The sequence below is a fragment of the Haloarcula sp. CBA1129 genome (assembly GCF_008729015.1).
Classification (GTDB): domain Archaea; phylum Halobacteriota; class Halobacteria; order Halobacteriales; family Haloarculaceae; genus Haloarcula.
Genome location: NZ_RKSM01000001.1, coordinates 3299144 through 3325639 on the forward strand (window position 1 = coordinate 3299144; position 26496 = coordinate 3325639).

General features: G+C 64.0%; 29 protein-coding genes. 11 read left to right on the forward strand and 18 right to left on the reverse strand.

The genetic code is table 11. The features are described from left to right. The first annotated feature begins 36 nt into the window (after positions 1–36). Complete coding sequence (locus Har1129_RS16795) at positions 37–822, forward strand: DUF3592 domain-containing protein (protein WP_151101875.1); 786 nt, start codon at positions 37–39, stop codon at positions 820–822. Between the two features lie 7 nt (positions 823–829). Here the strand turns inward: Har1129_RS16795 and Har1129_RS16800 are convergent, their stop codons facing one another. Continuing rightward, positions 830–2182 (reverse strand): Hvo_1808 family surface protein, encoded by a 1353-nt coding sequence (locus Har1129_RS16800; RefSeq protein WP_151101876.1) that lies wholly within the window; start codon positions 2180–2182, stop codon positions 830–832. Continuing rightward, positions 2175–3635 carry an Hvo_1808 family surface protein gene (locus tag Har1129_RS16805; protein ID WP_151101877.1) on the reverse strand — a complete coding sequence of 487 codons (1461 nt, stop codon included), beginning with the start codon at positions 3633–3635 and terminating at the stop codon, positions 2175–2177. The genes Har1129_RS16800 and Har1129_RS16805 overlap by 8 nt, the downstream gene beginning before the upstream one ends. 147 nt (positions 3636–3782) lie before the next feature. Here Har1129_RS16805 and Har1129_RS16810 point away from each other — a divergent pair, with 147 nt between their 5' ends. Beyond that, positions 3783–4355, forward strand: a complete 573-nt coding sequence (locus Har1129_RS16810; RefSeq protein WP_151101878.1) for a cysteine hydrolase family protein — start codon at positions 3783–3785, stop codon at positions 4353–4355. A gap of 92 nt (positions 4356–4447) precedes the next feature. On the opposite strand, the gene Har1129_RS16815 is transcribed toward Har1129_RS16810, so the two are convergent. Then, positions 4448–5302 carry a hypothetical protein gene (locus Har1129_RS16815; RefSeq protein ID WP_151101879.1) on the reverse strand — a complete coding sequence of 285 codons (855 nt, stop codon included), beginning with the start codon at positions 5300–5302 and terminating at the stop codon, positions 4448–4450. 421 nt (positions 5303–5723) lie between these two features. On the opposite strand from Har1129_RS16815, the gene Har1129_RS16820 reads away from it, so the two are divergent. Together Har1129_RS16820 and Har1129_RS16825 are read left to right on the forward strand one after the other, a co-directional pair. After that, positions 5724–6407 (forward strand): lipoate--protein ligase family protein, encoded by a 684-nt coding sequence (locus tag Har1129_RS16820; protein WP_151101880.1) that lies wholly within the window; start codon positions 5724–5726, stop codon positions 6405–6407. A 24-nt stretch (positions 6408–6431) separates the two neighbouring features. Further along, positions 6432–7763 (forward strand): dihydroorotase, encoded by a 1332-nt coding sequence (locus Har1129_RS16825; protein ID WP_151101881.1) that lies wholly within the window; start codon positions 6432–6434, stop codon positions 7761–7763. Here the strand turns inward: Har1129_RS16825 and Har1129_RS16830 are convergent. The 5 genes from Har1129_RS16830 to Har1129_RS16850 form a co-directional block, all read right to left on the reverse strand. After that, complete coding sequence (locus Har1129_RS16830) at positions 7755–8120, reverse strand: hypothetical protein (protein WP_151101882.1); 366 nt, start codon at positions 8118–8120, stop codon at positions 7755–7757. The two genes, Har1129_RS16825 and Har1129_RS16830, sit on opposite strands and share 9 nt — an antisense overlap. Next, on the reverse strand, positions 8120–9049 hold the full coding sequence (locus Har1129_RS16835; protein ID WP_101351046.1) for an ABC transporter permease: 930 nt from the start codon (positions 9047–9049) through the stop codon (positions 8120–8122). The genes Har1129_RS16830 and Har1129_RS16835 overlap by 1 nt, the downstream gene beginning before the upstream one ends. Beyond that, a complete protein-coding gene (locus Har1129_RS16840; protein WP_151101883.1) occupies positions 9046–10128 on the reverse strand; it encodes an ABC transporter permease in 1083 nt (360 codons plus the stop codon). The genes Har1129_RS16835 and Har1129_RS16840 overlap by 4 nt, the downstream gene beginning before the upstream one ends. Before the next feature lie 18 nt (positions 10129–10146). After that, positions 10147–11883: an ABC transporter substrate-binding protein gene (locus Har1129_RS16845; RefSeq protein ID WP_151101884.1), complete on the reverse strand. Its 1737-nt coding sequence runs from the start codon at positions 11881–11883 to the stop codon at positions 10147–10149. Between the two features lie 97 nt (positions 11884–11980). Next, positions 11981–14653: an ABC transporter ATP-binding protein gene (locus Har1129_RS16850; RefSeq protein ID WP_151101885.1), complete on the reverse strand. Its 2673-nt coding sequence runs from the start codon at positions 14651–14653 to the stop codon at positions 11981–11983. An 86-nt stretch (positions 14654–14739) separates the two neighbouring features. On the opposite strand from Har1129_RS16850, the gene Har1129_RS16855 reads away from it, so the two are divergent. Beyond that, complete coding sequence (locus tag Har1129_RS16855; protein WP_151101886.1) at positions 14740–15267, forward strand: hypothetical protein; 528 nt, start codon at positions 14740–14742, stop codon at positions 15265–15267. A gap of 33 nt (positions 15268–15300) precedes the next feature. Here the strand turns inward: Har1129_RS16855 and Har1129_RS16860 are convergent, their stop codons facing one another. Further along, positions 15301–15726, reverse strand: a complete 426-nt coding sequence (locus tag Har1129_RS16860) for a hypothetical protein (RefSeq protein ID WP_151101887.1) — start codon at positions 15724–15726, stop codon at positions 15301–15303. Positions 15727–15737: 11 nt separating this feature from the next. Beyond that, positions 15738–16463, reverse strand: coding sequence for a DUF5806 family protein (locus tag Har1129_RS16865; RefSeq protein ID WP_151101888.1), 726 nt, complete (start codon positions 16461–16463; stop codon positions 15738–15740). Positions 16464–16578: 115 nt separating this feature from the next. On the opposite strand from Har1129_RS16865, the gene Har1129_RS16870 reads away from it, so the two are divergent. Together Har1129_RS16870 and Har1129_RS16875 are read left to right on the forward strand one after the other, a co-directional pair. Then, positions 16579–16950: a universal stress protein gene (locus Har1129_RS16870; protein WP_151101889.1), complete on the forward strand. Its 372-nt coding sequence runs from the start codon at positions 16579–16581 to the stop codon at positions 16948–16950. Next, positions 16947–17468, forward strand: coding sequence for a GNAT family N-acetyltransferase (locus Har1129_RS16875; RefSeq protein ID WP_151101890.1), 522 nt, complete (start codon positions 16947–16949; stop codon positions 17466–17468). Before Har1129_RS16870 ends, Har1129_RS16875 begins: the two co-directional genes overlap by 4 nt. Here Har1129_RS16875 and Har1129_RS16880 read toward each other — a convergent pair. Beyond that, positions 17465–17899: a universal stress protein gene (locus tag Har1129_RS16880; RefSeq protein ID WP_151101891.1), complete on the reverse strand. Its 435-nt coding sequence runs from the start codon at positions 17897–17899 to the stop codon at positions 17465–17467. The genes Har1129_RS16875 and Har1129_RS16880 overlap by 4 nt on opposite strands. Before the next feature lie 123 nt (positions 17900–18022). Between Har1129_RS16880 and Har1129_RS16885 the strand changes: the two genes are divergently transcribed. The 3 genes from Har1129_RS16885 to Har1129_RS16895 all read left to right on the forward strand — a co-directional run bounded on the left by Har1129_RS16885 (position 18023) and on the right by Har1129_RS16895 (position 20130). Continuing rightward, positions 18023–18487, forward strand: coding sequence for a universal stress protein (locus Har1129_RS16885; protein WP_151101892.1), 465 nt, complete (start codon positions 18023–18025; stop codon positions 18485–18487). A gap of 43 nt (positions 18488–18530) precedes the next feature. Continuing rightward, positions 18531–19622, forward strand: a complete 1092-nt coding sequence (locus tag Har1129_RS16890) for a DHH family phosphoesterase (RefSeq protein WP_151101893.1) — start codon at positions 18531–18533, stop codon at positions 19620–19622. A gap of 70 nt (positions 19623–19692) precedes the next feature. After that, complete coding sequence (locus Har1129_RS16895; protein ID WP_151101894.1) at positions 19693–20130, forward strand: hypothetical protein; 438 nt, start codon at positions 19693–19695, stop codon at positions 20128–20130. A gap of 1 nt (position 20131) precedes the next feature. On the opposite strand, the gene Har1129_RS16900 is transcribed toward Har1129_RS16895, so the two are convergent. Further along, positions 20132–20563: a DUF5807 family protein gene (locus Har1129_RS16900; protein WP_151101895.1), complete on the reverse strand. Its 432-nt coding sequence runs from the start codon at positions 20561–20563 to the stop codon at positions 20132–20134. Positions 20564–20667: 104 nt separating this feature from the next. Here Har1129_RS16900 and Har1129_RS16905 point away from each other — a divergent pair, with 104 nt between their 5' ends. Then, the gene (locus Har1129_RS16905) at positions 20668–21090 is read left to right on the forward strand and encodes a dCTP deaminase (protein ID WP_151101896.1); all 423 of its coding nucleotides are present in this window, start codon (positions 20668–20670) and stop codon (positions 21088–21090) included. A gap of 20 nt (positions 21091–21110) precedes the next feature. Here the strand turns inward: Har1129_RS16905 and Har1129_RS16910 are convergent, their stop codons facing one another. The 6 genes from Har1129_RS16910 to Har1129_RS16935 all read right to left on the reverse strand — a co-directional run bounded on the left by Har1129_RS16910 (position 21111) and on the right by Har1129_RS16935 (position 26492). Next, positions 21111–21989 carry a CheF family chemotaxis protein gene (locus Har1129_RS16910; RefSeq protein WP_151101897.1) on the reverse strand — a complete coding sequence of 293 codons (879 nt, stop codon included), beginning with the start codon at positions 21987–21989 and terminating at the stop codon, positions 21111–21113. Positions 21990–22089: 100 nt separating this feature from the next. After that, entirely contained in the window at positions 22090–22518 is a 429-nt protein-coding gene (locus tag Har1129_RS16915; RefSeq protein ID WP_151101898.1) for a hypothetical protein, read from the reverse strand. 5 nt (positions 22519–22523) lie between these two features. Beyond that, positions 22524–22910: a 30S ribosomal protein S6e gene (locus tag Har1129_RS16920; RefSeq protein WP_151101899.1), complete on the reverse strand. Its 387-nt coding sequence runs from the start codon at positions 22908–22910 to the stop codon at positions 22524–22526. Between the two features lie 69 nt (positions 22911–22979). Next, positions 22980–24254: a response regulator gene (locus tag Har1129_RS16925; RefSeq protein WP_151101900.1), complete on the reverse strand. Its 1275-nt coding sequence runs from the start codon at positions 24252–24254 to the stop codon at positions 22980–22982. Positions 24255–24336: 82 nt separating this feature from the next. Continuing rightward, positions 24337–25200 (reverse strand): CheF family chemotaxis protein, encoded by an 864-nt coding sequence (locus Har1129_RS16930; RefSeq protein ID WP_151101901.1) that lies wholly within the window; start codon positions 25198–25200, stop codon positions 24337–24339. Positions 25201–25259: 59 nt separating this feature from the next. Continuing rightward, entirely contained in the window at positions 25260–26492 is a 1233-nt protein-coding gene (locus Har1129_RS16935; RefSeq protein ID WP_151101902.1) for a HEAT repeat domain-containing protein, read from the reverse strand. Positions 26493–26496: the final 4 nt, after the last annotated feature.

Here is a 26496-nt window from a genome sequence, read left to right on the forward strand (position 1 = left end):
TAACGCTTTCGACGCCAGCGCCGATACCTGCTGGGCGTGCTCAGTCCCCGCCGCTCCGTCGCCCTCCTGTTCGCGCTCGCGTTGCTCACCGCTGGGACCGGTCTCGCCGTTTCGCAGTACCTGACAGCGACCGGCTCCGACACGACGACGGGCACGGTCGAGACCGTCGAGATGGACAGCTATACCGAGATCGGACGGCCAACGCTCGGCGGGAATCGGTACTACCAGCCCAACGTCACCTACACCTACCGCGTCGACGGCCAGACCTACACCGGACGCGACATTGCGTTCGGGTCAGATGTGGACACGAACCAGCGTGACCGCGCTGCGCGGGTGTTGCAGAACTACGCCGAAGGGGAGCCGGTCACCGTCTACTACGACCCGACTAGCCCCGGCGACGCCTACCTCGTCCAGCGTTTCGACTTCTTCCCCGCCGGCGTTCTGGTCGCGTTCGGCCTCCTGTTGCTCGGCGACGCGCTCACGCCGCGAACGCGGTGGGTCCGCTTTGTGCTGTCAAAAATTCCGCTGAACCAGAGCGAGCGGAGTCCGCTCGAACAATCCGACGCCGGTGACGGCGTTCCCGATGACCCAACGCGAATTCTCGACCGAGATGGCACTGCTCCTGACGAGTCCGACAGCGCTGCCGCCCCGCTGGATGGCCGCTGGGCTGTCGTCCTGTGGGCGCTCTGTGGCCTCGCCGCGCTCGGGACAGTCGCCACCTACCTCGCGGTCTCGCGGCCGCCCCACGACCTGATCGCCTACGCGACGGTCGTCGTCACCGTTCTCGGGGTCGGCCGCTTCGTCTACCGCTGCGTCGCCTGATAGCCGCTCACTCTCCGGCTCGGTGAATCTCGCCGAGGTCACTCACTGTCGGTCCGTTGACGATGCGGACGGTCGTGCCGGACCGCGTCACCCGAAACGCATCGTTGAACTGCGAGTCCGCGGGGACGACGTAGACGTTGGCGCGGGGCTGGCTGGCGCCGTGTTCCTCGGTCAGCGCCGCCCGATACGCCTGTTCGAATTGCTTCGCGTCTTCCTCGGTGTCCCAGCGGGTCTCCCAGACGTACCCGTAGCCGCCGGAGCCGTTGCGGTAGGGCACGACGAGGTCGCCGCCCCAGCCCGCCGAAACCTCGCTCTCGTAGCTGTAACGGTCGCCTTCCGTCTGGCCGTTGTGGTACATCGTCGCGTAAATCGACGTTTCGCCGACCGTGTCGCCGACTGGCTCGTGGTCGAAGCGGCTCCACTCGTCGGTCGAGCGGTCCGAAACGCTGACACTGGCCGGCTTTTCGGCCGGATACTTCTCCGGATGGAGCACCTGTTCAGTACTGTCCGGGAAGTCGTCGTGGAGCGCGTCGACAGCGTCCCAGCCGCCATCGGACCGTACTTGATCGATGAACCGTGGCCCAGTGACGTAGGGCTGATAGAGGACGGTGAACAGGCCCTCGTTGTAACTCGGTTCTTGGCTGGTGTCTCCGCCGCCGCTTCCCCCGTTGGTGGTCCGGTCCGGGAGTGCAATGCAGCCCCAGTCATTCCCACAGCGGCGCTCGTAGAGGATGCGGACGTAGTTGGCCTCGCCTTCGGTGACGCCCTGCCGTGACAGTTGCATGTCCTGTGTCTTCGCGGAGCCGTTCAGGCCGAAGTGCTGGTCCTGTAGCGCGTGGACGAGTTCGTGTGAGAGCGTCCGCCGGTCTATCTGTGGCGTCTCCGTCGGACTGACGATGACGATCTCGTCCTTGCTCGGCGAGTAGTAGCCCTGCACCGTCGTCGAGAGCGTGTCGTCTATCGACTCGCTGCTGCCCGAATCCTCGCCGATAAGCAGCAGTGCCTCCCACACCTGATCGTTCCAGGGGTCCTGTGGCGGACTGCCGCCGCCGCTGTCGTTGCCCCCCGAACGGTTCTGGTACTCCGCCCGAGAGATGACCGAAACCGGGACCGGCTCTTTGAACTCTAGGTCGCGGACCTGCTCGACGCGGGCCATCGCCCGGGCGACGACAGCCTCACGCTCGCTCTCGTTCAGTCCGTCGTCGGTCGTCACCGACACCGAATCGTCGTACCAGTAGCCGTTCTCGTAGCCGAGTGCGTCCTCCCCGGTCGGCGTCTCGGGGTGATCGCTGCCGCCGAAGGATGGGACCGTACAGCCCGCTAAGACGACCGCCAGCGCGACGAGGAGCTCCTTACGCATCGTGCACCTCGTCGAGTTCCCCAGTCGTCGGTGCGTTCACGACGGTGACCGTGTCCCCGTTGACTCTGACGGCGACAGCGTCAGTGTAGGGACTGCCTTCCTCGATGACCCAGTGGCCCTCTACGGTTTTGGTGCCGCCCCAGTGAGCGATAACCGCCTCCCAAGCGTCGGCGAACTCGCGGGCGTCGGCCTCGCTTTCCCATGCCGTTTTCCAGACGTACGCCGTCTCGTCGCCGTCGTCGTAGACGTGCATCCGGCCGCCCTGCCAGCCGTCAGTCGCGGGCAGGTCGTAGTTGTACGGGTCGCTGCTATCCAGCGATCCGTCCTCGTAATTGATGACGTCTCCCGTCTGGACGACGCTCGACTCGTTGTAGTCATCCGCGATGGTGTACGCCATTGAACCGGCGATAGCGGAGGGACCGACGACAGCGTAGTCCGGTCGGTCGCGGTCAGCCGAGGGTCTGACTCGCTCCCAGTCCTCGCTCGACTGATCCGCAAGCGAGACTGACTCGGGTTCCCATTCGGGGTATCGCTCGGGGTACGTCACCTCGGCGGCCCCGTCTGGATAGTCGTCGTAGGCGTCATTGACGGCACTCCAGCCGCCGCGTTCTCGGAGATCCCCGATCAAACCGGGGCCGTCACTGTAGGGGAAATACTGCATGAAGTTGATGCCGAAGTGGCGGTCGTCGCCGCCACCGCCGCTCTGGGCGGGCCTGTCGATGCAGCGCCACGCCTCGCCACAGCGGTCGGTGTAGGTCTGGGTGACGGCGACGGCATCGCCTTCGACCATTCCGTTTCGGCCTTGCACCTGATCCCGCGTCCGCGCGTCACTTTCGAGGCCGAAGTGCTGGTCCTGTAGCGCGTGGACGAGTTCGTGAGCCAGCGTCCCTCGGCTTATTGTCGGCGTCTCGGAGTCGCTGACGATGACGATCTCACCGCGCTGGCTGCTGTAGTAGCCCAGCACGCTCTCGCCGCGGTTGCTGTTCTGGACGGCGATGGAATCGCGGTCCTCGCCGATGAAAAACAGCGCCTCGAACTTCGCGTTATCGAACCGGCGCAGCGACTCGCCAGTTTCGCCCCCGCCCGCGTTGTCGCGATACTCCGCGCGGGAGACAACGGAGACCGGCACTGTCTCGTTGAACTCCAGACCGCGAATCCGCTCGACGCGAGCCATTGTCCGGGCGACGACGGCTTCGCGCTCTGTCTCGTTCAGTCCATCCTCGGTTGTTACCGATAGTGATTCGTTGTACCAGTAGCCGTTCTCGTAGCCCAGCCGGTCCGTCGCAGGCGCTGCCGGGGCAGAGTCGTTGCTTCCGTAGTCGGTCGCGGGCTCGCTCGGCGTCAGGTCGTCGCTGCTTGACGCCGTCTGGCTGGCCGGCGCTCCGGGGGCCTGACAGCCTGCCAGCAGCAAAACGACGACACAGAAACAGATGAGGGCGAAAGGGCGACGCATCTACCTTCATGGTAGGTTACCACAGTGAAAAGTCACACGCTAAGCGTGAGCACATTCGTCGGTCAGAACGACTTTCTGCGTCTGTCTTTGCCTTCCGAAACCCCTCGCCGGAGTAAGTTTCGTAGGCACGCCGCCCTAGGTTCTCGTATGGAACTTGACCCAGCACAGACTGCCCTTGTCGTCGTCGATATGCAGAACGGTTTCTGTCATCCCGATGGAAGCCTCTATGCACCGGACAGCGAAGCGGCTATCGAGCCTTGCACAAAATTGGTCGACCGTGCCCGCGAGGCCGGCGCAAGCGTCGTGTTTACCCGCGATGTGCATCCGCCCGACCAGTTCGAGGACACCCACTACTACGACGAGTTCGACCGGTGGGGCGAACACGTCGTCGAAGGTTCTTGGGAGACCGAACTCGTCGACGACCTCGACCCGCGAGACGAGGAGTTGGTCGTCGTCAAGCACACCTACGACGCGTTCTACCAAACGGAACTGGAGGGGTGGCTCGATGCCCACGGCATCAGGGATCTGGCTATCTGTGGTACGCTCGCGAACGTCTGCGTCCTCCACACTGCCTCTAGCGCCGGCCTGCGGGACTACCGCCCGATCCTCGTCGAGGACGCCGTCGGCTACATCGAGGACGACCACCGCGAGTACGCACTGGAACACGCCGACTGGCTGTTCGGCGAACTGACCGGCCGTGACGAACTCTCCTTCGCCTGACGGGTGTCGACCCGGCCGCAAACAGGGTTGAGGACGGCTTCGAGTCCGACCTGAGCTTCCGCGACCATCTGGAGCGGTGCGGGAAATCGTAGCTACGTGGACGTTTTATCGCCGGTCGCGCCCCGCTCGATGGTCACGCGCACCTCGTCGCCGACAGCGAGGTCGATACCCTCACCGACGAGCTTCGCGCCGAAGCGCTCGCGCCCACAGAACAGCGCGATGCCAGTCACCGGCTCGCCGTTTGCCAGCACGGTCAGGTCGTCCCACGTGACTGTGCGGCCGTCGGCTGTCCCGACACGCGTTCCGGCGATAGCGGTCTCCTCGGTCCCGTTACCGGCCAGCAGTCCACCGCCCGCGTAGTGGGGCAGACCGCCGTCGAGGACCCCGGTATCGCCGCCGATGTCGTTCCCGATGCCGGCGAAGGATTCGCCCGGTGCTGGATGGGCCGGTTCGTCGAGTCGGACCCACGTCTCGCCGCCGTCGACGACGGTCCCGGTCCCGTCCCATGACAGCGCCGTCACGTCAGTGGCCACGTCAACTGGCAGTGACCCCGACGCCCGGTAGGGGTTCACGTTGGGCTCCCGGAAGCCGAGGTGGATGTGATCCGGAACCCACGGGGCGAAAAAGCCCGCTCGGACAAGCGCTCCGAGGTCATCGCCGACGGCGACCGTCTCGCCGGGTTCGACAGCGGGGTCGACGTGTAGTAGCCGCGCTACAGTGTCGCCGGTATCGACCAGAATGAGGTGGTCATGCTCGGCGGCGTAGGACTTCGGTGGGGCCTGAACCGTCTTCGTATCCAGTACCTCCCCGGCGACCGGCGACGGCGCGCGCCCGCCGTCGGGGTAGAGGTCGATGGCACAGCCCTCGTCGTGGGCGTCGAACGGCGAGTTGTACAGGGAGAACCGGTAGTACTGAAAAAGCACGTCCCGCGGTATCGTGACGACCATTAGCGGTGATTAGGCGCGTATCGGTATGGCTCTGTTGTCCACGCCCACGTTTTTGGCGTCGAGTGGCTCGCGATGCTCGCCACCATTCTCTGAAAAACGTGGGCGAAAAAACACGCTCTCACAGAGTTCGAGTGCGGTACACCAAACGCTGACTGTGGATCGGTTTTCCTCTCCTCTCTTGACAGCCAGTGGTCCTTACGATGGCTTGTTTCGTTGCTGCACCTAGGTTGTCCGAGGGTTCAAGACCCATGCCGGGGCCACCGGTTCGTGTGCGCTGATGATGACCGCGGCGGGGGCAGCGGGAGCGCGACACGTCCCGCCGCGACGGCCATGTGTCGCCTGTTCGCTACCCGTCGCTGAGAGCGCTTCACCCGCTTGACTGGCGGACCGTTTTAACACTGCGGAGCCGTACTGCTCGACTATGCGTCTGCTACGGGGTCGCGCCACTGACCCGAACACTGACTTCGAGCGGACCCGCGAGATGGCGGCGACGGTTGCCGCGGACCGCGAACCGGCCCTTCGGGTCTGGCGACCGAACAGACAGGTCGCGTTCGGCCGCCGTGACGCGAACAGCAACGGCTACGACCGGGCGTGTCGAGCCGCTCGCGACCGGGGGTACACCGTTATCGAGCGCGCCGTGGGGGGTCGCGCTGTCGCCTATACTGGGTCAACCGTCTCGTTCTCCCTCGCCGTCCCGACCGAGGACCCGCGGGGGACCATCGACGATCGCTACGAGTGGGCCAAAGCCGCTGTGAAGCGCGCGCTCGACGACTGCGGTATCGCCGTTAGGACGGGCGAACCGGACGCCTCGTTCTGTCCGGGGAGCCATTCGCTGCAGGCGAACGGTAAAATCGCGGGACTCGCTCAGCGCGTCCGCCAATCCGTGGCCGTTGTCGGTGGCATCGTCGTCGTTCGAGACCACGAGGCTATCGCCGCGGTGTTGGCTCCCATTTACGAGGCGCTTGATGTCTCGTTCGACCCACAGAGCGTCGGCAGCGTCGCCAATGCTGGTGGAACCGACGACCCTGAGCGAGTTATCACGGCGCTGGAGCGATCGCTGGCAGACGGCCGTGACGTGTCGGTGAGTGCTATCCGAGAGACTTAGGGGTGCGCCCGGCCGACTGGGCGTATGCTCATCCGTAACGCGACGCTGCCGGACGGCGACCAACGCGACGTCCGGGTGCGTGGCGAATCTATCGTCGAGGTCGGCCGCGACCTCGACGCAACCGACCAGCACGTCATCGAAGCAACTGGCAAGCGTCTGTTCCCGGGAATGATTGACGCACATGTCCACTTCCGCCAGCCCGGTTACCCGCACAAGGAAACGTGGGAAAGCGGGTCCCGGGCCGCGGCGGCCGGCGGCGTCACAACTGCCGTCGACCAGCCCAACACCGATCCGCCGACCGTCGACGGCGAGGCGTTCGACCAGAAAGCGGAGTTCGCCGACAACTCAGTCGTCGACTGGGGTATCAACGGTGGCGTCACGGCTGACTGGATTCCGAACGTCCTCCTGCGTCGTCGCCTGTTCGCGCTCGGCGAGGTGTTCCTCGCGGACTCGACCGGCGACATGGGTATCGAGGCTGACCTGTTTGCCGATGCGCTGGAGGCCGCTGCTGACAACGATGTCCCGGTCACGGTCCACGCCGAGGACGCCGACTACTTCAACGACGACGCTCGTGCCCGCGACGACGCCGACGCTTGGAGTGCGTTCCGCACCGCAAAAGCCGAAGCAGAGGCCGTCAAGCGGGCCTGTGAGCTCGCTCAGGCTCACGATACGACGATACACGTCGCGCACACGTCCACGCCGGAAGGCGTCGATATCGCCAGCGAGGCCGGGATGACGACCGAGGTGACGCCACATCACCTGTTGCTCTCCCGGCGCGATCTCTCCGAGCTCGGGACGTTCGGGCGGATGAACCCGCCCCTGCGCCGCGAAAAGCGCCGCCAGAAGCTCTACGAGCGTGTCGTCGACGGCACCGTCGACATGATCGCGACGGACCACGCGCCTCACACCCGTGAGGAGAAAGACACCGGCATCTGGGACGCGCCGTCGGGCGTTCCCGGCGTCGAAACCGTCTTGCCGCTCCTACTGGCGGAAGCACGCGGCCCGGACAGCGGGCTCACCTACGAGCGCGTTCGGGACCTCACCGCACGCAACCCTGCGGACGTGTTCGACATCCCACAGAAGGGGGCCATCGAAGCCGGCAAGGACGCTGATCTCGTGCTCGTCGACACGACCGAGACGAGCGACATCCGCGGTGAGACACTCCACTCGAAATGTGACTGGACACCGTTCGAGGGACGTGAGGCGGTGTTCCCCGAGTGGACGATGGTTCGGGGGACAGTTGTCTACGAGCGCGGCGATGCACTGGAAGCTGACGACAGCACTGCTCAAGAGGACGTGTTCTACGACCATCAGGGCCAGAACGTCCGTGGCGCGGACAGCGAACGGTTAGAATAGCGCCGCGACGAGGGACGCCCCGACCATTATTCCGCCGCCACTGCCACAGATCCGGGCCATTGCCCGCCGCGAATCACGCTCGGTCCAGTTGCTTCGCGTGTCCATCTGTTCCTGCATAGCTTCGATGCCGCGACCGGCGAGTATCGACCCGGACCAGCCCAGCAGGCCGAAACCGAACACGAGCGCGCCGAGGGCAAACACCGTCGCTTCACTCGACCGCGCGTCACCGGTGTAGAGCGTCCAGCCCACCATGCCAACGCCACCAAGCACCAGACCAACGACCAAGCCGCTGCCCACCAGTCGCGTCCGGGCCACGACGTACTGTCGGAGCCGCGGTGGCTCACCGCGCTGGTCCATCAGTCGACCGCTTCACGCATCCGCGGATCGAGCGCGTCACGCATCCCATCGCCGAGCAGGTTGAACCCGAGGACGGTGATCGCGAGGAACAGTCCCGGGAAGAACGAAAGCCACCACTCGCCGGTCAGGAGGCCGTTTTCGACGCCGCGGGACAGCATCAGCCCCCACGAGGGTGTCCCGGCCTGCGCGCCGAACCCGAGGAAGGACAGCGCAGCGAGGTCGATGATGGCGAGCCCGAAATTCAGCGTCGACTGGACGGTAATCGGCGCGAGCGTATTTGGCAGGATGTGCCGGACGAGTACCCGAGGGTCGGTCGCGCCCAGTGCGACCGTGGCGTCGACGTACTCGTCTTCGAGCACTTTGAGCGCGGCCCCGCGGACGACCCGGGCGAACCGCGGCGTGTACACCAGCACGAGCGCTACCACGGCCCGCCAGAGCCCCAGATCTCGCGGGAAGATGGCGACCAGTGCCAGCGCGAGCAACAGCGGCGGGAACGCCAGTAGGACGTCCATCGTCCGCATGATGACGTTGTCGGTCACGTCGCCGTAGTACGCCGCAATGATTCCTAGGCCGACACCAACGGTGGTCGAGGTACCGACGGTAATCGTCCCGAACTTCAGGGCCAGCCACGCGCCGTACAGGCTCCGCTTGTAGATGTCACGGGCCGCCGCGTCCGTACCGAACAGTTGCTGGTTCGCGGGTGCGGGACCGAGCCAGCCAGGCGGTGCGCGGTCAGCGATCTCAGTACCGAGCTGTGAGCTGGTAAGCGCGCCGAAGTCGTAGGTCACCCGGGCGTAGATGGCAACAGCGGCCATGCTGAGGATGATCGTCAGCCCGACGACGGCGAGGCGGTTCGTCAGGAGGTCCGCGAGGAACGGGGACGCCCGCAGGCGTCCCAGCGTGCCCCGTGTCTCGGTGTCCGTACTCATTGTTGAATCCGTGGGTCGAGGTAGCTGTAGGTGACGTCAACGAAGAGGTTTACGAGCGTGAACAGCAGGGCGAAGGTGAGCACCGTCCCCTGCACGACTGGGTAGTCCGAGACGCCGATGGCGGTGACAATGGTCAGCCCCATCCCGTTGATACCGAACACGGTTTCGGTCAGGACTGCCCCGCCGAGAAGCGTCCCGAACTGGATGCCGATAACGGTGACGACCGGAATCAGGGCGTTCCGGAAGCCGTGCTTCATCAGCGTGATCTTCGCACCTTGCCCCTTTGCTCGCGCAGTCCGGATGTAGTCCTGCCGGATGACCTCGAGCATCGAGGAGCGCATCATCCGGGAAATCAGCGCTGTCGAGTAGACGCCGATGACCACTGCCGGCAGGAACAGGTGATGAGCTGCCGAGAGGAACGCCTCAGTGTTCCCCAGCAAGAGCGTATCGACCGTTATCATTCCAGTGAGTGGCAGCTCACGACCCAGCAGCGTCCAAGTGTCGGGCAAGAACAATGTCGACTTGATGCGGCCGCTGGTCGGGAACACGTCGAGGTACGTCGAGAACAGCAGGATGAGCAGCGGCCCGGACCAGAAGATCGGAACGGAAATGCCTGTCAACGCCCCGATTCGGGTGACATGGTCCGTCAGCGAGTCCTGCTTGACTGCGGAGATGATGCCGAGCGGGAGGCCGAGTAGAATGCCGGCTACTTGGCCGTAAATTGCGAGTTCGAGCGTGATTGGAAGTCGGTCGGAGATGACCGAGCGGACGCTGTTTCCGCGGCTAATGCTGTAGGACTGCCCGAAGTCGAACCGCGCCGCGTCCCACAGGAAGCTCAGGTACTGCTCCCACAGCGGCCGCCGAAGTCCCAGCTCGACACGTATCTGTTCGAGCTGTTCGGCCGATGCTCGCTGGCCAGCGATGATGATCGCCGGGTCACCCGGTGCCAGATGGAGAATCGCGAAGACGACCGACGCCACGCCAAACAGCACCGGGATGAGCAACAGCAGCCGCTTGATGACGAACCGTGGCGGTACAACCGGCTCTATCAGCCTGAAAAGAAATTGTGTCCAGTTCATTCGGAAAGTCTTGAAGCGCTACTGTAGCTCGACTGTGTTAAGATACGGGCCACCGACGGAGCTGATCGTGTAGGTGTCCTCTGCAACGGCCTCGTTGACCGCCCGGAGCGTCTCGGCGTAGTCGAGGAACACCCATGGGGACTCGTCGTAGGCTATCTGGCTGGCCTCCTCGTACATCGTCTTGCGGTCGCCCTCCGCGTAGGTCTTCTGGGCTTCCCGGACGAGTTCCATGTAGTCGGTGTTGGCCCAGCCGGACACGTTGAGGGTGTTGTATCCGTCGGCGTCGAAGCTGACCCAGTCCTGTCCGTCGGGCACGGCGTCCATCTCCACTTGCGGGTCAAGCAGGACGTACAGGAAGTTGTCCGGGTCGGCGTTGTCGGTGTACCAGCCGAGGAAACAGGCATCGTGTTTCCCTGCCGACGTATAGTCCAGATACGGCCCGAAGTTGGAGAACTGGTTGATGTTGACCGTCAGACCGATCTCCTCCAGATCCGACTTCACCTGATTTGCCGTGTTGACCGGGCTGGGGTTGTATCCGCGGGGGTTCGAGAACGTGGCGAGTTCGAACTCGAAGCCGTCGCCGTAGCCCGCCTCTTCGAGCATCGACTGTGCCTGCTCCTTATCGGTCGGATACGGATCGAGGTCGTCGTTGTGCCCGAGCACGTCCGGCGGGAGCGGCTGGGACGCTTGCGTTGCAAAGCCTTGGTAGATCTGGTTGACGATGGCCTCGGTGTTGACGGCATGAGCAATCGCCTGGCGGACCTGTTGGTCCCGGAACGGCTCGAACCGGGCCATGTTCATCGCCATGTAGCCGTGGTTGATGCCGTCCTTCCGCAACAGCGTCGCCGTCTCGCTTTCCTCGGCGCGCTGGAACCCGGAGGAGTCGAGGTTATCCGTGATGTGTGAGGCCCCGTTGATGACGTCCTGTACTCGCGTGCTGTTTTCGGTGATGGTCTTGAAGATGACCGTCCCGACGTTCGGGCCGTCACCCCAGTAGTCGTTGTTGGCCGTCAGTCGGATGCGCTCGTTCGGGTTGTCGAGCGTGTCGAACTGGAAGGCTCCGGTACCTGCGGGTTCGTTTCCGAGGTCGGCCTGGTTGTCGCCCATCGCTTCGATCTGGGCTTTCGAGAGGACCGCCGAGGCGAACATCGCGAGGTTCCGCAGGAACGGCGCGTACTGCTGTGTGAGCTCAATCGTCAGCTCGTAGTCTTGGCTCGCGTCGACGCTTTCGATCCAGTCACCCAGCGTGAACGGGCCGTACCCCGACCGGGTATCGTCGCCGAGGTAGTACTCGTAGTCGCTCTGGGTGAACCGCTGCCACGTCGCTTTGAAGTCCGATGCAGTGAACTCTTCGCCGTTGTGGAAGGTTACGCCTTGTCGGAGTGTTAGCGTCGCGGTGCTTCCCTCGAGAGTGTAGTCGGTCGCGAGTGCGTCTTCCAGTTGGCCGCCGCTCCCGGGTGCGAACTGGATGAGGGTGTCGAACACCTGATTGGTGACTTTTGCGACCTCACCGCTGGTCGACTGCTGTGGGTCGTAGTTCTCGGGGTGGTCCCCGCGGGCGTACACGAGCGTCTGGTCGCTTCCGCCGTCCCCACCGTCGCCCCCGTCGCTACCAGTGCCGTCGCCACCGTCTTCACCTTCGGTTCCGCCACCATCGCCGCCGTCGCCGGAACAACCTGCGAGCGTTGCGGCTGCCGCGGCACTGCCGGCCGCGGTAAGGAAGCTCCGTCTGTCCAGAGAATCACCGGATGACATGGGACTTTCTTCAAACAGATCTATTATAATTGTACCGGATAGATCAATGATTCTGTTATATATCTGCTGAGAGTTATGTGCAGCTAAGTAATATTATTCAGCTACTGCCTCCGTCATTCTGGTCGTAAAGGTGGCATGCTGCTGGGTGGGAGTCCGGCTGCAGTTCGGGATGTTGTGTCTCACAGACGCTCTCGAATCGGTCCCGCAGTACCGATGCGGCAGCGTCCCAGTCCTCGTCCGCGAGATGCTCGATCGACGTTTCGACGACACGTCGATTCTCTCCGGTCAGGCTCGTTTCGAAGAACCGGCCGAACATCGTCTGTTTGAACGCTGCCATCGGCACCTGTCCCCTACCGCTCGATGCCTCGGTGAGGTCCGCGCCACCGTCCGTCGCCGCTGTGGTGCTGTCGGCTTTTTCGGCTTCCTCTCGCACTGCATCGATGGAGATGGCCGCATCTTCAACGCGTTGCCGGTAGTCCATCACCTCACGGTACGTCTCCTGTTCGATATCGATATCCGGTGGGATGACTTCGGGACAGCGAGTCCGGAAGTGACAGCCCGACGGCGGGTCAATCGGCGACGGGACGTCGCCTTTCAGCAGTATCCGGTCGGCCTCCACGGTCGGATCCGGTTCCGGGATTGCTGACATGAGCGCCCGCGTGTAGGGATGTTTCGGGTCCGCGAACAGGTCCGGCGTGTCGGCGACTTCGACGACTTCCCCGAGGTACATCACCGCGACGCGGTCACAGATGTGGCGCACCACGGAGAGGTCGTGGGCGATGAACAGATACGTCAGGCCGAACTCATGCTGGAGGTCTTCTAGGAGATTGATTATCTGCGCCTGCACGCTCACGTCCAGCGCCGAAACGGGTTCGTCACAGACGATGAAATCGGGGTCGACGGCGAGCGCGCGAGCGATGCCGACTCGCTGGCGCTGTCCACCCGAGAGTTCGTGCGGGTAGCGGTCGTACTGGTCTGGGTCGAGCCCCACCGCCTCCATGAGGTCGGCCACTCGCTCGACACGTTGCTCGCGGCGGGAGCCGTCGCCGGTGTCTTCCGGGAGGTCGTGGATCTTCAGCGGCTCCATGATCGTCTGCCCGACGGTCATCCGCGGGTCGAGGCTTGACATCGGGTCTTGGAAGATCATCTGTAGGTCTCGCCGGACTTCCCGCAGGCCACCTTTATCAAGCTCTGCGAGGTCTTGTCCGGCGAAAACTACCGTCCCATCTGTCGGCTCTAGCAGTCTGAGGATTGTCCGACCGGTCGTCGATTTCCCACAGCCGGACTCGCCGACGAGTCCCAGCGTCTCGCCCTCGTAGATGTCCATCGAGACGCCGTCGACAGCCTTGACTGACTCCGGTTCGCGGCCGATGTACTTGTCCAACAGGTCGTCGGCCCGTGAGAAGTGTTTTTTCAGCCCGTCGACTTCCATGAGCTGTCTGTCCGTTCGTGTTGTCTCCGTCGCGGCAACGCCGTCGTCACCGCTGCCGTATTCATCAGTATCGAACGATTCGAGAATACACTTCGAGCGATGGGTGACGTCGTCCGGGCCGTGCTGGAGATACGGAATGTCGCCCTCGCGACACTCTGGCTCGGCCCACGGACAGCGGTCTGCGAAGTGGCATCCGCTGGGCATGTCGATGAGACTGGGGACGTTTCCTTCGATGGGAGTCAACCGTTCCGTCCCCTCGCCCGGTATCGATTCAAGCAGCGTGTACGTGTACGGATGGGACGGATTCTGGAATATCTCCTCGACCGGTCCCTCCTCGACGATTTCGCCGGCGTACATCACGGCGACGCGGTCGCAGGTCTCCGCGACAACACCGAGGTCGTGCGTGATGAACAGCACCGACATCCCGAGGTCCGCTTGGAGGTCGTCGATGAGATCCAGAATCTGTGCCTGAATGGTCACGTCGAGTGCCGTCGTCGGCTCGTCAGCGACGAGCAGCTTTGGCCGGCACGCAAGCGCGATGGCGATGAGGACGCGCTGGCGCATCCCGCCGGAGAACTCGTGAGGGTACTCGTTGACGCGGTCGGCCGGCTCCGGGATACCGACCTCTTCCAGTAGCGAGATAACGTCCGACCGGATCTCCTCGTTCATCTCACCGCCCCGGCTGATCGAGGGCGTGATCTCCCGGACGGCGTTGAACCACGAGTCGTTCCGCTTGTTCCCGTACCGGTGGAGCCGCAGGCTCTCCGCGACCTGCTCGCCCACCGTTATTGCGGGGTTCAGCGATGTCATCGGGTCCTGAAAGATCATCCCCATGTCGCCGCCGCGGATGTCCCGCATCACTCGTTCCGGGGCTGCCGTCAGGTCGACGTAGCCGTCGGTAATCGTGACGGGCGCGTCGCCGCTCTCTGGGAGAGCCTTCTTCGGGGCTTGTTGAATGAACTGCGTGGCCAGCGACAGGTCGTCAGCCGTCGTGTCAACTGATGCGGGAAGACGGCTCCGGTCGACCGTCGCCGCGTCGATAGTGATGAAACCGCTGTCGCTGTCGGCCGTCCGTACTGCCTTCGGATACTGCCGAGCCAGCCGTCTGACTGTCTCAAGTGCGCCGAACCGGATCTCCCCACCGGCGATGTGTCCGGGCTCGTCGACGATATCCATTGCCGATAACGCTGTGACGGATTTTCCTGATCCTGACTCGCCGACCAGACCGACGGTTTCGCCCTCCCTGACAGTGAGGTCGATACCGTCGACGGCTTTGACGGTTCCGCGGTCCGTCTCGAACTGGGTTCGGAGGTCAGATAATGTTAAGAGGTCGCGCATCTGTCGCCTTCTTCTCAAAATACCAGTAAAACTGTTGTGCCACTGGCCCACCAACAATTTATCCCGGCCGCCGCCACACTCGACGTATGAACGACCCTGTTGACCCTGTCGACCCCGAGTCTAACCCCTTTGATCGTGTCGTCGGTCACTGGGAGCAGGTCATCGACGATATGGCGGCCACGGCATCACAGTATCGCGACGACGGGCGCGAAGCAATCGAACTCCACCCCGGAGACGTGACGGTGCTGACCGGCGAACCGCGGACGATGGCCGAACAGAACGGCGAATACGAGCCAGAAACCCGGCGGCTCGGCTTCGATGTCGTGGTTCCCGGCGACGAGTTCCAGCAGGTCGCCGACGCGCTCGGGAACCGCACCGTGGACCGTTCCGAAGTGTTCCGGGCGACCGGTGACGGGATGGTGTTCCTGCTCGTGGCGCTGGAATGTGGCGACGACCTCGCCGTGCTCGTGCCGCTGTACTACGACCAGACCGACCGCGCGGACCTCTCGCAGGTCGCCGCCGACCACGGACTGTACTCCCATATCAGACCGCTCACCGACGACGAGGTGGTCACCGTTTCCCACGAGGATCCAGAGCCGTTCTTCCCAGACTGAAATCCAGTTCTGGATCTGTCACTGACTGCGTGACTACGACGCCTCTCGGACCCGGGTCAGACGGTACGCCGGCACGCCGAAGACGATGCCATAGAGCACTCGGTTACCGATGACACCGACCCCAAAGCCCGAGAGTACGGCCGCGAGTACGAGCGCCACCGATGCCTCGGAAAGCGTTACGAGGCCGGCAACAGCCCCAGAAAGCACGATGAACGACGCCAGTGCGGCGACTTCCGGGTAGACGCCCGGGATTGCGTCGTGTTCGACGACGGCCACTGTGATACCTGTCAGAAGCCCGAACCCGACAACCACCGGCAGTACGTCGAACAGTGCTGTCCCCGCTTCCGCGTAGCCAAGCACTGCCCCTCCGATGCCAATGGCAAGGTCCGTCCGCAGCACCTTCTGTGCCGCTTCGTGGACCGACATCGACGGCTGTGCGTCGGGATCGATGTCGCGCATCTCAGCCGTGTCTACTCATCTACCTCGAACTTGTTGCCACACTCCGGACAACACACCTCGTCGTGTCGCAGCGCCGCCGACTGCTCGCGGACCTCCCGCATCACCGAGGAGATCCGGTCTTCGGCCTCCATCTCGTCCTCGACGGCGAGGTCGACGCCCTCGACTTCGAGCAGGAACTTCGCGACCTCCGTTGCCTCGTACATCACGTCGTCGAGGTCCTCGGCGGTGAAGAAGTCACACATCGCGCCGTAGAGGAACGTTGCCCCGGCCTTCCTGACCTTGTCCTCGAACGCGGCGCGGGCCTGATTGACCGCCTGTGGCGTGTACGTGTCTGTCATGAACGGGACGAGCTCTGGGAGGTTCTCCCCGATTTTCGTCATCTCGACGCCCGTTTCGGTCCGGAAGTCGGCACAGAGGCGGGCGATGGCCCACTCGCGGGCGGTGATGTACGTCCGGTCACGCAGGAAATCGTTCGCGCGGTCGTATGTCCCGCCCTCGATTTTCTTGAAGCGGTCGTACTTCTGTACGTCGGCGGGGACATCACTGGCTGCCGACACCGCCGTCTCGCTGGCTGACTCGGCCGGTGCTGTCTCCTCGGTGGTCGAATCACCGGAGTCGTCTACCACGGTGTCGGTGCCGTCGTCGGCCCCGTCGTCCGCGGCCGCCGGCTGGTGTCCGGCCGACCCATCGTCTGCCGCCTCGACATCCGTCTCGTCCGGCGGTGCGCCCTCAGTCATAGCCGAGCATGCGTGCCCGCGGTGAAAAAGGGTATCGCCGCCGCCCCGCTGTCATTGTCTTCTACCAACAGTTCAGCCGGGTGGCTTTTTTACCGCTCCCATGCATGGCCCGACTATGAAACTACTGCTCGGTGTCGGGGGCAGCGAACTGTCCTATCAGGCACTGACCGAAACACTCGAACGCGTCTCGGAAACAGGAGACCAGCTGACCGTCGCCATCTTCGAAAACGAAGACATCGACGCCGATATCGAGACGATCCAACAGCGGATACAGGAGCAGATCGACGACAGCGGGCTCGAGCCGGCACTTCGCCGCGTCGAGGGCACCTCTCCGGGCAGCGAGCTGGTGAACATCGCCGAAAGCGAGGGGTTCGATAGAATCGTTCTGGGCGGTGGCGGCCGTTCGCCGCTCGGGAAGATACAGCTCGGCCCCATTGTCGAGTTCGTCCTGCTGAACGCACAGACGCCGGTGACTCTCATCCGATGACTCGCACGTATCCAGACGAACCCGCTGAAGAGTTCCCACAGCCACCGCGGACGATCACCGACCGTGAGGACCGATCTATCGACGTCATCCCTGCCGACGACGCCGACACGGAGAGCCTCGTCGAGATGTATCTCGACTTCGATCCCGCCGACCGGGCGCAGGGCATCCCACCGGTCAAAGAGGAAGCCATCCGCGAATGGCTCGAAACGATTCTCGACGGCGACTGTGTCAACGTCGTCGCCAAACACGACGACGCTGTCGCCGGCCACGCCACATTGGTCCCGGACAACGAGGACGAGCACGAACTCGCAATCTTCGTGTTACAGGCGTATCAGGGCGCTGGTATCGGGACGGCACTGGTCGAGACGTTGCTCGGCTATGGCCAGACCGAAGGCATCGACCACGTCTGGCTCACCGTCGAGCGGTGGAACGACCCGGCGATATCGCTGTATGAGAAGGTCGGGTTCGAGATCAGTAGTGCCGAGAGCTTCGAGATAGAGATGGCGATCCGCCTTTAAACGGTGAGTACCGGCTGACTGGCGTACTCGATGACGTAGATCGCTGCGCGCCCGACGGCTTCTTCGCTTCCTTCCTCGCGCGGGACAACGATGAAATCCGCGTCGATGTCTTCCGCCACGTCGAGGACGACGCTCCCCGGCGTCTGCATCAGTCGTGTCTCGGAGAACGCGGTCGCGGACGACGTTTCGAACACGCCGTCGTGGGCGTCGCGGAACCGCTCTTGGATACTCTTGGTGAACGCCTGATGCTCCTCGGCGATCGCGGCTGCGCTCACGTCGCCACTGTCGATATCTTGGTGGAGCCGTTCGTCGATGACGAACAGCAAGTGGAGATCGGCGTCATACCGCTCCGCGACGGCGATCGCGTACTCGGCCGCTCGTTCCGACTGGTCGCTGCCGTCGACCGGCGCGAGTACGAGGTCGATGTCCATCACTCGTCACTGTGACCCCGGCCGGCAAAAATCCACCGAGGTTCGTGCCGACCCGTGGCATCATCCGGAGCGTCCCTCGCCGTGACCAACAGTGTATTTAGTCGCGGCTTCGATGCGTGGTGTATGTTCGATACGGTGGTCATCGCCACGGACGGCTCCGGCAGCGCAGAGCGGGCCGTCGAAGCAGCGCTGGATCTGGCAGCGCGCTTCGACGCAACTGTCCACGGGCTGTACGTCGTCGACACCGGCGAGGTTGAGACGACGCCTGAAGAGGTTCGCGAGGCGCTGGAGCGCGCGCTGGCGACCACTGGCGGCCGCGCCCTCTCGTTCATTCTGGAGGCCGCTGACGCCGAGGCCGACGAGGAGCTTGTCACTGCTGTCCGGGAGGGCGACCCGGCCGACGAAATCTGCAAGTACGCGGCGGAACACGACGCCGATGTCATCGTCAGCGGGACCCGCGGCCGCCACGGTGAACACGGGTTCCTGCTGGGCAGCGTCGCCGAGGAACTCGTCCGAGAGGCTCCGATGCCGGTGCTGACGGTCCGCCAGCTCGAAGGCGAGCCAAACCCCGAGCGCGAGGACGTGTAACGGAACTCGACGGCTTCTTGACGCCCCGTCCGCTTGCTGTGGCATGGACGATTGGCTCATCGACGACGACCGCCTCTCTATCGGCCGCAAATCCGTACTCCCCGGTGAGGGGTTCTTTATTCCGGATTCCTACGAGGAAGAGCAAGCTGAAGCCGAAGCCGCTGAGACGCTGGCAGACGCCGGCGTCATTGTTATCGCCGATCCGGACGCCGACGGACTGGCCTGTACCGCGCTGGTTCGCGAGGCCCGCGGCGAGGGTGCACTGTTGCCTGCCGGCCCGCACGAACTCACAGAAGCGCTCGAATGGACTGCCGAGTACGCCGACCCCGACGCGACCGTCTTTATCTGTGACCTCTGTCCCGACCGCGAGTCCGACATCGCACCGCTCGGCGGGCTTATCGAGCGCGTCGAACGTGTCGTCTGGTTCGACCACCACCAGTGGCCCGACGACCTCGCCGCCGACGTGGACGCCGCGGGCGTCGAGCGCACCGTCGGGGACAGCGAGGAAGTGTGTACCGCCGACGTGGCGCTGGCCGAACTCGACTACGACTTCGACGAGCAGTGGGCCGACCTCGCCGCCGTCACCCGCGACCACGACCTCTGGATCCGCGACGACCCCCGCAGCGACGACCTCGCGGACCTCTCGTACTGGAGCGAGCCCGAGGAGTACATCGAGGCGGTCCGCGAACACGGCCCCGACCTCTCGCCGGAGTTCCACGAGTTCCTTGACGAGAAGCGCGTCGAGAAGGAGGCGCTCATCGAGAAGGCCGTCGAACGCGCCGAACTCCGCGAGGTCGGCGAGTGGACGGTCGGCGTCACCTACGGCCGCTGCTCACAGAACGAGGTCGCCGAGGCGCTGCGTGAGCAGGGTGCGGACGCCGCCGTCATCGTCAAGCCCGCCGGCTCCGCCTCCATCCGCGGGACGGACAGTTTCGAGCGTGCTCACGAGGTCGCCCAGCAAGTCAACGGCGGCGGCCACCCGAAAGCCGCGGGCTGCAAGCCCGATATCTACGACGACATGATGGACTACGCGCATCATTGGACGACACAGGGTGCGGTTGCGAAGCAGGCAATCGTGGACGCGTTCCGGCGGCTGCCCGAAGAAGAAGAGGAAGGCGTCGATACGGAGCGGTAGACGGACCGGCGGGCGATGTTTTGCTGCCCGACGCAACGTTGATTTATTTCTCCGTCATCACTGCCGAGTGATGCCCCGGTCCCTCCACACGCGAATCGCGAACGAGACAGCCGTGAGAAGACACTTCGGGAGCGCCGTCGCTGTCGGCGTGACGCTGTACGTTCTCGATGGCTCTGGACGGTATGCCGCGGTCGCGGCGGCGCTCGCCTTCTGCGTCTGGCTCGTTGCCGATACCGCCCAGATCGCTGTCGGCGACTACGCCGACCACATCGTGTTCGGGCTCCTCGTGTTCTGTTTCGTGGGGTACACAGTTGCCGCTGGCGGCCCGGTGTGGGCCGTCGCCCCGGGGACGCTTCTCGGCTGCTGGTTCCTCCTCGACGGTGTCCAGCACCTCCGCCACGGCATCACTCGCGACGAGGTCGGAATCAAGTATTCCTATGACGGCAGTCCTGTTACTGGCCTGCCGAAGGCACTGCTCGTCCGACTGGCTGAACCGGTCCTGCTGTAAGCTACTCCCCGACGACCCACTTGTCGCTGTACCGTTCCCCGCAGGCACACACGGCGTAGGCGTGGACCACGTCGCCCTCGGCGTAGAGGCCGCCCACGTCCTCGTTCTGTTCCTCGGCGAAGGCGAAGACGAAGCGGGTGGTGTGGTCGCTCTCCGGTTCCTCCTCGGCGACCGGACAGACGGCACTGGTCAGGTCGTCGCCGATGTCGCCCTCGGTCCCCATCGCCTCTTGTGCCAGTCCCATCGGGTCGATGCCCGTCGCCGACTGGAACGCGCTGCGGCCGTCGTCACCGGGGAGGACGAGGACGTGACCGTCCTCGACTTCGTCGGCGTACTCGGCCAGCGCACCGGGGTTCGAGACGGCGTCCTCGTGCAGGAAAAACAGCACGTCTTCGGGCCGCTCACCCGACAGAAACTCCGCGTGTTTGGTCATGCAGAGAGGCAATCGCTCGCCGGGCAAAAGTGCCGCGTTCCGCCCGCAGGTCTCTGTCCCGTCGTGGCCCCACTTTTAGGCACACTCGCGCAATACAATCGGGTATGACCGACTTTGGCGAGTACGTCACGGATATCGTCCACGAACCGACCCAGACCGACAGCCCGGGGTTCGACCTGACCGTCGATTCGGTGTTCGAGGTCGTCGAGCCGGGGCGGATCGACTTCGGTGGCGGCGAGCTCGACGCGGCCGGCGTCACGCCCCACGCAAGTGAGAAGCGGAACCCGGACGACGACTACGAGTGGTGGACGCTGCGGGGCGGCCAGTACCTCATCGAGTACAACGAGTCCCTGACCGGCGCGGCGACGGTGACGCTCCAGCCGCGGACGGAACTGCTCGAACGCGGGGCGACCCACCCGACGTTGCACGTCGACGCGCTCCCGCGCGTGCCGCTGACGGTCGGCGGTGCGGGGCTAACGCTCAAAGAGAACGCGCGAGTCAGCACGATTGTCGGGGTCGAGGAGTAAGCCGACGAGCAGCGACCACGTCAGGCGTTCACGTCTTCGAGGTGGCGGCTGGCGACGACCTTGCCGGTCGGCGTGAGCGTCGGCCCGTCGGTCCCGTCCTGTACGAGACCGTCCTCGGCAAGGTCTTGGAGAATCATCGACACCTGCGAGGAGTCCTTGCCGAGAATACTCGCCAGCGGCATCCCGTCCATATCGCCGGTCGAGTACATCGCGACCAGCACCTCTTTCTTGTCTTTCGTGAGCTCGACATTTTTGAGCTCTTCCATGAGTTCGGCGTACTCACGGCGGAGATAGCGCCCGAGGATGGACATCTTTCGGGTTGAGGCCATCGCTGCCAGCGTCGTCATGGCTGTCCCGTCTTTCATATGCCGGACTGTCAGCACCGGCCGGCCCGTGCCGTTGATCTCTCGCGTGTTCCGGTCGAAGTCCGACACCGTTTTGAGATCGACGTTGAACGACCCGTCGCTCCGTCGGAACTCGACGTTGCCGGGCGTGAGGAACAGTTTCGCGGTCTTGAACGACTCGTCAGTGACGCGACCACCGACGCGGGCGCGCTCCTTGACTGTTGTTTCGGTGCCGTTGACGACAGCCTTGAACAGCACCGTTCCGAACTTCTCGATCTTCTCGTCGCCGGCCTCGATGGCTGCGACGAGTCGCTTCCCGTTGTGTTCGAAAGCAATCGTCACCGTCGAGTCGAAGAAATCGCCCAGATCGGGCGGGACCTGTCCGATTGCGATATCGAAAATTGAATCCAGTGGGATCGTCAGCTTGTCGTCTTCGCTCGCGGCCAGTACCAGCCGCTTTTGCGAGAGGACGATCCGACCCTTGATGGGGTCGCCCCGACCGGCCACTTCGGAGTTGAATTTGCCGACGAAATCCGCGATCACTGATTCCGACATTCGTCCGTTGTCGGCTGTACACTAGCACTGATATTGAGCGTTTCGCGCGAGTATCAGCAGCAAAAATCAGCGTCACTCCGGAGAACGGGGGCTAGCGGCGTCAGTTGTCGAGGTTTCGAGCGATATCTGACAGCGAGGCGTCCGGCCCGCCAGTCGCTGTATAGACGACGCGCTTGCCCGGCGTTCGGAGGCCGTACTCGGTTCCGTCAGTGACCACGTCGAGATGTGCCGAGCCGCCGAGCGAGACATCGCTGTCGGTGACCCACTCTCCGAGGCGATTTGTCCCGTCCCGTTCGCGGGCCAGTCGCCGGTTGTCGGTGACGTGTGAGATCACCGGCTCGCCGTCGAGATTTGTCTCGACGAGAGCGTGGTACCGGTCGCCGTCCAGCGCGAGTCGGAGAGTGTCACCGTCGTCGAACTCCAGTTCCGTCGGGAGCACGACCCGCGGTCGGTCGGTTCGGCCGACAGATTCGACGGGAACGCGATGCGTCTCGACGGTTTCGTGGTCACTGGGAACGCGGTCCGCCACGTTACTTACTCGTCGTCGCCGAGGAGTTCGTCGACGGACTCGCTACCGCGAGCAGTGATCTTTGCGTTAATCTGACGCGTGTCGTCGCTGACCTCGCGGCCGCGGACGGTGATGCGCTTGCGCTCGCCGTCGGTGGTCGGCTTGAAGCCGACGCCACCGTCAGACATGATTTCCTTCGTCGTGACGCCGCGAACGTCAGGTCGCATCGGTCGGCCGGAGGTGTCCGAGCCGCCGGTCAGTTCAAGCGTGTAACCGTCGAGGCCGACAGCGCCGCCGTCGACCTCGTCGCCGAGTTCGCGGCCGATGAAGCGGTTTGCGTCCTGTCCATCAACGTCGATCTGGTAGGTGTGGCCGTCCTCCGGATCGGAGACGGCGACTGTGAATTCTGCCATACCTGTTCTCAATCAACCGCGCTTCAAAAGCGCGTCGAACCATCCCGCTCGCCGGAGCCGTGCCGACAGTCACACGTTCGGAGGCAGGTCCGTAACGTCCTCGGAGACAATCATGCCGCGCCGTGTATCGCCATTGGTCGTGACTGGCAGCGCGTACACCCGATACTGCCGACCCTCGTACTCCTGCGTCCAGACCTGTTCGTCCCCGTCCAGCGCGGCGCGGTATTTGGGTCGCTGCACCTCGGCGACCCCCGGCGGGAACACCTCCTCCAAGGTCTTTCCCTCAATGTCGTCCGGTGTGAGGCCGAGCACGTTCAGTCCCTCGCCGCGAGCGACGAGGTATCGAAGGTCGTCGTCGAACAGGAACACGCCGCCGTCGGGGAAGTTCTCCAGCAGCGTCTGATACCGCTGCTCCGCCTGTCGGAGGTTGCGTTCGAGGTGTGCCCGCTCGATGGCGTCCGTGAGGATGTTCGCGACGCCTCTGACGAACGTGATGTCGTCCTCGGTGAACTCCCGCTGCTCGTTCGTGTGCGTACCGAGCACGCCCCACGGTTCCGCGGGGGTCCCGATAATGACGCTGATGCCGCTCACGACGCCGTGGTCGAGCAGAAACTGCGGCCCGCTGAACCGATCTTCGGCCGCGAGGTTCGTCACCACGACCGGTTCTTCGGTCTGGAGCGTGTAGCCTGCCAGTGACTCCGTCCCGACCCCGACCGTGATCTCGCCGACCACGCCATCGTGCCACCCGTTGCCAGCCCGCATGCGGAAGTCGTTCCGAGACGAGCGGTATTCGAGTAACTTCGTGTACTCCGTTCCCAGCGCGTCTGAGACTGTTCGAACCGCTCGCTCGAACAGCGCGTCGAGGTCACACCCTGTCAGCGCGTACTGGCCGAGGTCCGCCACGGCCGCTTGCTGTCGCACCCGTGTCTGGAGTCCGTCTTCCGCGCGGTGCTGGGCGACGAGGTTCCTGATCCGGTTCGCAAGCAGTGTGTACCGCTCGGTTCCGCCCCGTTTCTGGAGGTAATCGCTCACGCCGGCTGAAATGGCCTCGCTGGCGATTTCCTCGCTCCCTTTCCCGGTGAACAGAACGAACGGGAGTTCCGGATACTCCGCACGGACGGTCCTGAGGAACTCGATGCCGTTCATTTCGGGCATGTCGTAGTCCGAGACGATACAGTCGAACACGGTGTCGGTGAGACGCTCCAACCCCTCACTGGCGCTGGTCACCGTCTCGACGCTGAAACCATCGCTCTCGTGCCGGAGAAATTCGGCCGCTGTCTCCGCGAATCCCGGTTCATCGTCGACGTGCAGCACCGAGATTCGGGGGCTGGCGGTCCCTTCCATGTCACTAAATAACACGGCGAGGGTATGTCGCTCTTGCGGTACACCGACTCTTCGACCACGCTAATTCAGGGACAGACTGGCGCTACTGGTCGGCCATCGCATCGCTCGCGATTGAGCGGCCGCGGGCCTCCAGCTGTACCTCCCGGCGCGTCCGGACCGGTTCGAGGATGTCGGCTTCCATCAGCCGGTCGTATACGTCTTCGACTTCCTCGATCTCCATGTCGACGAAGTCCGGAATCTTGAACGGCGAGATACCGGAGTACAGCGCCATCAGCACCTGTGTCTCCTTATCCGAGAGGTCAACGTCGTCGGCGATGTTGCGCTGCTCACCTTGCCGGACCAGCCCCTCGATAAGCGAGACGTGTCGGGGCGTCCCTGAGATGTGGGTCTCGACGCTGGTACCCTCGATTGTGTGTTCGACCTCTAGAAGCGGTCGCCCGTCGCCGCGGATCGTCTTCTCCTTTGCCTCGACGGTCCCCACGTCGTCGATGTCCAGCTCGACGAACGTGCCGCTGGCGATGGCCAGATTGATGCAGTCGCCGTCGAGTTTGAGCCGCCCTTTCTCCCAGCCGCCGTCCTGAACGACGCCACCCTTGACTGCGGGGTGGTTGACGAGGACGACGGTCTGATCAAGCAGCGTGCTGTAGAGCTTTTCCTGAAACTCCTCGGCCTGCTTCGCCGAGATGAGCGTCACGTTCCGGCCGGCCTGCACCTTGACGTAACTGTCCACCTGCGCGAGGGGCTGGTTCATCTGGCTGGCCGTGACGCTGCTGACCTTCGACAGCGGGATGGTCCGCTTGCCGTCGTTGGTCGCGAGGACGAGGCGCTTGTTCGAGAGAAGAATCCGACCCGGTAGCCACTCGATGTCGTTTCGTTTCCGCCCGTCCGAGACGACTTGGACGAACTTCCCCTTCGTATCGACCAGTGCGTGTTCTCCGTCGCTCATCGGTTAGCCAGCTATCGTTCTCGTGTATGCCCCGCCGCGTCTTAATCCACTCGGCTGCTTCATCCACGGCCACCGAGCTTCGAGATGGCCGAGAAAGCCTTCTTCCGGACCACGTCGTGTTCGGTCTCGTCGATGAGTTTATCCAGCGTCTTCCGGGAGCGCTCGCCTCCGACTTTCCCGAGCGTGAAGATGGCCTGACCCCGGACCTCGGGATCGATGCCGTCATCCTGCACAATTTTGAGGAGCCGCCGCTCTACCATGTTGTCGTCGTCGCCGAGTTCAGCGAGGCTGGTGGCGGCAAACTGGCGGAGCATCTGGTCGTCCTCCTCCAGCGCCTCGACCAGCGATTCGATGACCCGGTCCCGCTCTTCCTGACTGGTGACCCGACCGAGCATCCATGCGGTGTTGCGCCGCTGGGCGGCCTGCGTGCTCTCTTCGAGAATCTCGACCAGCGGCACGACGACGCTCCGGTCGTCCGTGTTCGAGAGTTTTTCGACGACGGTGTCCCGGATTTCGTGGCTCTGGTTGGTCGGAACGTTCGACAGGAGTTCGATGAGCGAGTAAACGGCTGTCCGCCGGACGGCGGCCGACTCGTCGGAAAGCGCTTCGATGAGATAGTCGACCGGCCGGTCGTTGCCGAAGTTCCCGAACGCGCCGACGGCGATGCGCCGGACCCGCTCGTCGTCGTCCTCGTACAGCGGCAACAGTGCCTGAAGCGCCTGTCTGTTCCCGATGTTCCCCAGCGCGTCTGCCGCCTCACGCCTAACGCCGGCTTTCTGGTCCGTCAGCAACGATTCGAGCGGCGTCGTCGCCCGCGAGTCGCCGATCTTTCCGGCCGACCGGGCCGCCCGCGCCCGCACTCGCGGGTCAGCGTCCTCGAAACGCTCTGCGAGCTTCGGAACCGCATCGGCCTGATCGAGGGTTCCGAGGCCGTTTGCCGCTGCCATCCGGAGTTCCGGCACGTCAGCGTCGAGCACCTGCATGTACGCTTTCGCCTTCACCCAGTCGGCGGCGTCGTCTTCGAGGTCGACGCCGGCCATGCTGCCGATGAGTTGCGTGATCGCGTCGTCGCCGAGTTCGTCCAGCGAGTCGATAGCTGCGCCGGTGATCTCGTCGCTGTCGCTCTGGGCCGCGTCCACGAGCGCGTTGACCACGTCGCGCCGGTCGTCGTGGTCGTCGAAGTTCCCCAGTAGCTCCGCGGCACGGGTCTTGACCCGCTCGTTGTCGCTTTCTCTGAGGAGGCGGATGAGTTCCTGTGCCTTGCCGTCCCGTTCCAGTTCGTAGAGGCTCATTGGT